Below are 1139 nucleotides of genomic sequence, written 5' to 3' on the forward strand. Positions count from 1 at the left end.
AAAATAAAATTTTTTTGCAAACCTTAAACTAAATCAATAAATCCTCAAAAATCTCGATAAAAATGGGGTAGCGACAAGCGCTACCCACACGTTTTTTGAACAATTAGCCTTACAGCCAAGCTTTGATGCCATACTGGCCTTCTAGCATGCCAACTGCAAGCATAGCGACCAAACAGATAACAAGTACACCTACTGGGATCACAATCTTGTCTACGAATGACAGGCGAGCTGCGCGCTCTTTGTCACCAATTAGACCGTTGTTATCAAGTAGCATTGTTAATGCCCATGCTAGTACAGGGTTAACGACGGCAGAACCGAAAATACAGATACCCGCTGCTTGAGAGTCTTTAGAGTCTTTCACCATTTGCATACCAGCTTCAAGTAGAGGTAGAGATACACCTACAAGAAGAGCGACACGCATTACTGGTGGCCATACTGCGATGTCCATTGGGAAGCCAAGGATCGCGATGATCATCACTAGAAGACCAAGAAGGATAGCACCGCCAGGAATTGGACGTTTTGCAATCGCTGCTGGGATCATGTAAGTACCCCAAGATGAAGTGATGTTACCACCACCTACCGCTGTACCTACCATCTGACGAATAGAACACATAGGCATTGTGTCATCAACGTCCATTAGTACTTTTTCAGTCTTTTTAGGGTAGTTAAGTTCTTGGAAAATACGATGACCTAAGAAGTCAGGAGACCACATTGCTACTGCTAGGATTGCAAAAGGCAGTGACGCGATGAAGTGTTCCATATTAGGAAGACCGAGCATCCAACCTTCTTCAGTGCTGCCCCACCAGTAAACAGGGTTTAGATTCGGTAGACCAGTTTCAGTGACGAATTTGATGTCAAAACCAGCACCTAGCACTAGAGCGATAATAAGGCCTGTGAAAGCACACACTGGAATCGCAAGCCAACGTTTGTTCACTTTTGCAAGGAAAGCGTATAGTGCGATAGTCACTGCAAGCACGATCAGACCCACGTAACCCATGCTGCCAGCTTCAACAGTTGAAGATTGTAGGCCAACTGCCCATTCTTGAATCGAGTTGATTTGGCTCATGGTCCCCGTCAAGCCCAAGAAAATGAGCAAGCCACCAGCTGTACCCTCTGAGGTGAGGTTCACCAGTTTAGAA

1 protein-coding gene is annotated in these 1139 nt (G+C 45.4%); it reads right to left on the bottom strand.

Annotated elements, in window-relative coordinates:
• Positions 1–109: 109 nt before the first annotated feature.
• Positions 110–1139: DUF3360 family protein (locus R7070_RS26135; protein ID WP_318141506.1), on the bottom strand; the 1030-nt coding region annotated here is incomplete at its 5' end.

This window comes from Vibrio sp. 1557 (assembly GCF_033340175.1).
Taxonomy (GTDB): Bacteria; Pseudomonadota; Gammaproteobacteria; order Enterobacterales; family Vibrionaceae; genus Vibrio; species Vibrio alginolyticus.